The organism is Mesorhizobium sp. M0217 (assembly GCF_040321955.1).
GTDB lineage: Bacteria > Pseudomonadota > Alphaproteobacteria > Rhizobiales > Rhizobiaceae > Mesorhizobium.
Map to the genome: position 1 here is coordinate 441,445 of NZ_JAMYSN010000003.1, position 6,501 is coordinate 447,945.

A 6,501-nucleotide genomic window follows, 5' to 3' on the forward strand; every position below is an offset into this window, starting at 1 on the left:
CGAATGACGAAACCCCTCGGCTCACCGAGGACAAAAGGGAGGAACGTGCATGAGCATCGCAATGAGAACGACACTTCTGCGCTCGACCGTCGTGGCCGCCGCCACGGCGCTATGCGCCGCCATCTCCACTCTGCCGGCGCAGGCGCTCGACGCCCAGTGGTGCAAGGATGTCCACATCCGCTTTTTCGTCGGCGGCGCCGAGGGCGACGCTTTCGGCACCATCGTCTATAATGGCGCCAAGCAGGCGGCGGCCGATCTCGGACCCAAGGTCGACTACATCTTCTCGCAGTGGGACGTCGAGAAGATGGTTCAGCAATTGCGCGAGGCCGTCGCCGTGAAGCCCAACGGCATTGCCATGATGGGCCATCCCGGCGACGCCGCGATCATGCCGCTGGCCGAACAGGCGCACAAGGACGGTATCAAGATGATGTACCAGAACGTGCCGGTGCCGACGGTGGTGGCTGCGTTCGGCGGCGGCTATGTCGGCGCCCAGCAGGAGCAGCAGGGCCGCGCGCTCGGCGTCGAGGCGTTCAAGCTCGGCAATCTCAAGGCCGGCGACAAGGCGATCATGATCGGCCCGTTCGAGAACGAGGCCCGCGGTGCGCGTGAGCGCGGCACCGTGGCCGCGCTGAAGGAAGCCGGCGTCGAGGTCATCCAGCTGTCCTCGCCGCCGAGCGGCGAATGGGCGTCCGACCCCAATCTGGCGATCCCGGTGATCACGGCGGCACTGCTCAACAATCCCGATGTGAAGGCGGTCGGCTATCCCGGCGGCCAGATGCTGGGCAACGTCGCCACCTACATGCAGGCGGCGGGACGCAAACCCGGCGACATCTTCAACTTCGGCTTCGACACCAGCCCGCAGATCGTCGAGGCGTTCAAGGGCGGCTGGGTGCAGCTGACGGCCGATCAGCAGCCGTTTCTGCAAGGCTATCTGCCGATCCTCAGCCTTTGCCAGCAGGTGGTGCTGGGCCTGGCGCCGATGAATGTCGACACCGGTGCCGGCTTCGTGACGCCGCAGAATTACGAGATCGTCGCCGAGCTCGCCAAGCAGGCGCTGCGCTGACCTCCCAAGCTGCCGGCTGGGCCCAAGCCCGGCCGGCAGGACCGCCGGCACCAGGCCGGGATGATACCACAGGAGCGAGGATCGCCATGGCCGAACGCATCATCGAACTGCGCGACATCAGCAAATCCTACGGCCAGGTCTATGCGCTGGGCGGGGTCAATCTCTCGGTCGACCGCGGCGAGGTGGTCGGCCTGATCGGTGACAATGGCGCCGGCAAGTCGACGCTGATCAAGATCCTGTCGGGCGTCGTCAAGCCGACCAGCGGCGAGATCCTGGTGCGCGGCAAGCCGGTGACCGGCTGGAGTGCGGCACGCTCGCGCGACGCCGGCATCGAGACGGTTTTCCAGGACCGGGCGCTGGCCGTGCAGCAGACCATCGTGCGCAACATCTTCATGGGCCGCGAACTCACCGGCTTCATGGGCTTTCTGAAGGTCAATAAAGAGATAGAGGAGGCGAGCCGGCTGATGCGCGAGATCGGCTTTACCTCGAAGGTGTTCACGCCGCATTCGATCGTCGGCCAGCTCTCCGGCGGCGAACGCCAGGGCGTGGCGATCGCGCGCGCCATCTACAAGCAGGCGGAACTGATCATCCTCGACGAGCCGACGACGGCGCTGTCGCTGACCGAGACCGCCAAGGTCTTCCATTTCGTGCGCCAGGTGCGGGCGAGTGGCCGCTCGATCCTGTTCATCGGCCACAACATCCATCACGTCTTCGACATCGCCGACCGCTTCGTGGTGATTGACCGCGGCAAGGTGGCGCTGACCGCCGATCGCAGCCAGGTCAAGTCGGCCGAAGAGCTGATCAACTTCATGGAAGACCTTGCGCATCCCGGCGGATTGCCGGGGCTGCACGAGGCCGGCGACGCGGAGAGGGCAGCACGATGAGCAAGACCATGGAACCCGATCTGCAGAGCCCTCTTGGCGGCAAGGCGGCCCGACCTGAGTGGAAGCACCCGTCCGACCACTGGCTGCGCGGTTTCGTCATCGACAACCGCGCAGCGCTCGGCACGCTCGCCGTGTTCATCATCATGATGGCGGCGTTCCTGATCGCCAACCCGACCGTGTTCACCACCTGGTATCTCTACAGATCCGTGCTGACCACGCTGCCCGTTGCGCTGTTCGTGGTGGTGCCGCTGGTCTTCGTCGTCACCTGCGGCGAGATCGACCTGTCGTTTCCCGCAACCATGGGCTTTGCCTCCTGGGTGTTCGCGCTGGTGGTGCAGGCCGGCTACGATCCGTTTCTCGGCATCGCAGCGGCGATTCTCACAGGCACGCTGCTCGGCTTTCTCGTCGGATCCCTGGTCGTTTATGGCGGGCTGTCGTCGCTGATCGCCACCCTCGGCATGAATTTCCTGCTGCGGGGACTGATCCAGATCATCAACGAGGGCAGATCGACGGCATTGACCGGTCTCAGCGACAGCTGGGCGTACACCATCTTCTCCGGTCAGGTGTGGGGTTTTCCGGTACAGGTCTTCTGGGCACTCGCCTTCGTCATTTTGTCGGCAATGCTCTACAACCGGCACCGCTTCGGCGCGCAGGTGAGGGTGGTCGGCGACAACCCCGACAGCGCCCAGCAGATGGGCATCGACGTCAAGCGCGTGCGGGTGAAAGTGTTCATCTTCACCGGCATTGGGGCCGCGATCGCCGGCACGTTTTCGGTGATGATCAACTTCACCTGGTGGCCGACCGCGGGCGACGGCTATCTGCTGCCGGTGCTGGCATCAGTGTTCGTCGGCGGCACGCCGACCTGGGGCGGCATCGGCACGGTTGCCGGTGGAGCGATCGGCGCGGTCACCGTGTCGTTCATCCAGACCGGCGTCGTGGCGGCGGGCCTGAGCGGCTTCTACGTCCAGTTCTTCAACGGGCTGATCATCATCCTGTCGCTGCTGGGGCACAAGTGGAACCAGGCGCGGTACAGGTGAGGGGCTGTGTTGACTTGGAGGCGGGAGATCAGTCGCTCACGCCTGCTTGTTGGTAGCCATTCATGCGATGCCAAGCTCGGCCTTTCCTGCCGTTTCTGCCTCGCCGCGGCGGCAGGAAGGAATTAGTGGATAGTGCATAGGTCAAGTTTGGAGAGGTGGGTTGGCGTGCTAGAAAAGGCTCCTTTGGGGGAGCCTTAGATGAAGATACTTGCGCCAGATATCGAGCAAGCAATTGAGGCCGGTGAAGATATTTTTGGCCGCGACTTATTTGGCGAAGGGCTCTTGAAGGTGTTTGACCTCAGTGATGATCCATTAGTCGTCGCGCTCGATGAACCATGGGGATCAGGAAAAACAGTCTTCGCAAGGCGCTTGGCTCGCAAGGCAAAGGATCAGCAATTCAAAGTTGTCTATTTCGATGCATTCAAACGCGACTACGATCCAGACGTTTTTGTTTCTCTTGCCGCCGAGATTATCCAAGAGACGGGAATAAAGCCGAAGGAAAAGAAAGCGCTCAAGGCACGAGCAAAAGACGTAGCTAAGATTGTTGGGCGGGTTGCCATCAAAGGGGCTATTCGCGGACTAACGGCCGGCGTGGTGCGAGCCTCTGACTTTGAAGATGCAAATGAGGACATAGCCAACGAGGTAGGTAAGGAGATCGAAGCCGAACTCGACAAAATCATTGATAGCCGATTGGAAAGCGCAAAAGCTGAGCAAAAGGCATTCGAGAGCTTTCGCCAAACGCTCTCGGACCTTATGTCGACAGACAGTAGCCAAAAGCCTCTTATATTTATCGTAGATGAGCTTGATCGATGCAAGCCGACATACGCGCTGTCGGTTCTGGAGACAATAAAGCATCTATTTTCTGTCAAAAATGTTCATTTCTTGCTTGTATGCCAATTAGATCAGCTTTCTGCCGCAACCCGAAAAATGTACGGATCTGAGATAAACGCCAATTTGTATCTGGAAAAATTCATTCATTTTAGAGTGACATTCCCACAATTCGAAAAAAGGGAGAATGATCGCCTTCTAAAGAAATTTGTACTGAATGCAACTAGGGAGATGCCAGACGATGATCAATCTGGTCAGTTGAAGGATCGTTTTGCCGACTTTACCTCGATTGTATGGGAAAGCGGCGAATATTCTCTACGTCGGCTGGAGCGTCTTTGCACCTTGTTTGGATTGTGTATGGCCTTTACGAACAAAAGAACCATACGCCATCCGGCATTGATCCATGTACTTTGTGATTTGAAACTGTCCTCTCCTCCTTTATTCGCAAAGGCCAAAAATGGGACGCTGACCTATCGTGACGTAAAGACTCGTTATGGATTTTCTGATGATCCGGATAAGAGGGAGAACGACCGGGATTGGTATGCCATCAACTGGAGGTATTTCTTATCGTCTAATGAGGAATTGCAAGGATTAAACGTAAGCGGGTTCAGGAGTACTTCATTTGAGTATAACATTGAGCGAGAAGACGTTGTCCAGTTTCTGGCAAACAAAATTGTAGAACGGTTTGCATTCCCGACTTGATCTCTCACACCGCCGCGACGAACCCGTCGAGCACGCGTTTCTGGCCGGCCTTGTCGAAGTCGATGGTCAGCTTGTTGCCTTCGATGTTGGAAATGTTGCCGTTGCCGAATTTCTGGTGGAAGACGCGGTCGCCGACACTAAAGGCTGACGGCGTGTCGGCGACGGATTTGGCGACCAGTTCGCCGTCGATGGTGCGGCCTTTGACCGAGGTGCGGCCGGCGCCGTAGCCGCTGTCGGTCTCGCCATAGCCGATGCGCTCGACCTGATGGCCGGAGCGCGAGCCCCAGTTGCGGTCGGTGGCCTCGGTGCGGTTGGCCTGCGCGCGCTGCCAGCCGGGCGTGGCATAGGTGTTGGAAAAGGCGCCGGATTTTTCCGCGCCGACATTGTCGAAGCGCGAGGCGCCGTAGGGGTTCTGCCGTCCTGCGCCCTGGCCGCCACGGCCCGACGCGAACGAACCGCCGCCATAGGTATTGCCGTAGCCGCCATAGGAGTTGCCGCTTTCGGCGACCTCGACATGGGCTTCCGGCAGTTCGTCCAGGAAGCGCGACGGGATGGTCGATTGCCACAGGCCGTGGATGCGGCGGTTGGAGACGAACCACAAATGCAGGTTCTTCTTGGCCCGGGTCAGGCCGACATAGGCGAGACGGCGCTCTTCCTCCAGGCCGGAGCGGCCGCCTTCGTCCAGCGCGCGCTGGTGCGGAAACAGGCCTTCCTCCCAGCCGGGGAGGAACACGGTCTCGAATTCGAGGCCCTTGGCCGAATGCAGCGTCATGATGTTGACGGCGTCAAGCTCGGCGTTCTGCTCGGCGTCCATGACCAGCGCGACATGCTCGAGGAAGGAGCGCAGCGATTCGTACTCCTCCATCGAGCGGATCAGCTCTTTCAGGTTTTCCAGCCGGCCCGGCGCCTCGACCGAACGGTCGTTCTTCCACATGTCGGTGTAGCCGCTCTCCTCCAGAATGGTCTCGGCGAGCTCGGTGTGTGGCGTGGTTTCCAGCGCCTTCTGCCAGCGCTCGAAATTGGCCGCCACTTCGCGCAAGGCCGCGCGCGGCTTGGGCTTCAGCTCATCGCTTTCCGCGAGCTTGGCCGCGGCCTCCAGCATCGGGATGCGCAAGCTCCGCGCCGTGTCGTGGATCTGCCGGATGGTGGCTTCACCCAGGCCGCGCTTGGGGACATTGACGATGCGCTCGAAGGCGAGGTCGTCGGCGCCTTGGGCGACGACGCGGAAAAAGGCCAGCGCATCGCGGATTTCCATGCGCTCATAAAAACGCGGGCCGCCGATGACGCGGTAATTGAGGCCGAGCGTGACGAAGCGGTCTTCGAATTCGCGCATCTGGAAGGAGGCGCGGACCAGGATGGCCATGTCGTTCAGCTTGTGCTTGGCACGCTGGTAGGTCTCGATGGTTTCGCCGACGGCGCGGGCTTCCTCCTCGGAATCCCAAGCGGCGTGAACATGCACCTTCTCGTCGTCCTCGGCGACCTTCTCGGTGAACAGCGTCTTGCCGAAGCGACCCTCATTGTGGGCGATGAGGTGCGAGGCGGTGCCGAGGATGTGCGCCGTCGAGCGGTAGTTGCGTTCCAGCCGGATGATGGTGGCGCCCGGGAAATCCTTGTCGAAGCGCAGGATGTTGTCGACCTCGGCGCCACGCCAGCCATAGATGGACTGGTCGTCGTCGCCGACGCAGCAAATATTCACGCTCACGGGCTGTTCCGCGCCTGCCGGCGCGGGCCTTCCGCCCCCTCTTTTTTGCGCGCCTTCGGCGTCGCGGGAGTCGCCTCGCAACGGCTCGGACGCCCGGTCGGGCTTGCGGCCTTCGGCCGATCGCGCTTTACCCTCCCCTGGATGGGGAGGGTCGCCGCGAAGCGGCGGGGAGGGGTGACTGGCGCCGGCGCGGCGCGCCCCCCCCCCCCCCCCCCCCCCCCGCGGCGCCCCCCCCCCCCGGGGGGGGGGGGGGGGGGGGGCGGCCCCCCCCCCCCCCCCGGAGGT

The 6,501-nt window shown here is 61.6% G+C and carries 5 protein-coding genes; 4 read left to right on the forward strand and 1 reads right to left on the reverse strand.

Features of this window, described 5'->3' with window-relative positions; translation table 11 throughout:
• The first annotated feature begins 49 nt into the window (after positions 1 to 49).
• The 4 genes from NKJ18_RS09075 (at position 50) to NKJ18_RS09090 (ending at position 4,514) form a co-directional block, all read left to right on the forward strand.
• Positions 50 to 1,063: a substrate-binding domain-containing protein gene (locus NKJ18_RS09075; protein ID WP_352758116.1), complete on the forward strand. Its 1,014-nt coding sequence runs from the start codon at positions 50 to 52 to the stop codon at positions 1,061 to 1,063.
• Positions 1,064 to 1,149: 86 nt separating this feature from the next.
• Positions 1,150 to 1,947 (forward strand): ATP-binding cassette domain-containing protein, encoded by a 798-nt coding sequence (locus NKJ18_RS09080; protein WP_023817963.1) that lies wholly within the window; start codon positions 1,150 to 1,152, stop codon positions 1,945 to 1,947.
• Positions 1,944 to 2,984 carry an ABC transporter permease gene (locus tag NKJ18_RS09085; protein ID WP_023668309.1) on the forward strand — a complete coding sequence of 347 codons (1,041 nt, stop codon included), beginning with the start codon at positions 1,944 to 1,946 and terminating at the stop codon, positions 2,982 to 2,984. The genes NKJ18_RS09080 and NKJ18_RS09085 overlap by 4 nt, the downstream gene beginning before the upstream one ends.
• Before the next feature lie 198 nt (positions 2,985 to 3,182).
• Entirely contained in the window at positions 3,183 to 4,514 is a 1,332-nt protein-coding gene (locus NKJ18_RS09090; RefSeq protein WP_352758117.1) for a KAP family P-loop NTPase fold protein, read from the forward strand.
• A 4-nt stretch (positions 4,515 to 4,518) separates the two neighbouring features.
• Here NKJ18_RS09090 and NKJ18_RS09095 read toward each other — a convergent pair.
• Positions 4,519 to 6,501, reverse strand: a 1,983-nt coding sequence (locus tag NKJ18_RS09095; RefSeq protein WP_502906158.1) for an ATP-dependent helicase, incomplete at its 5' end; no start/stop codon positions are given.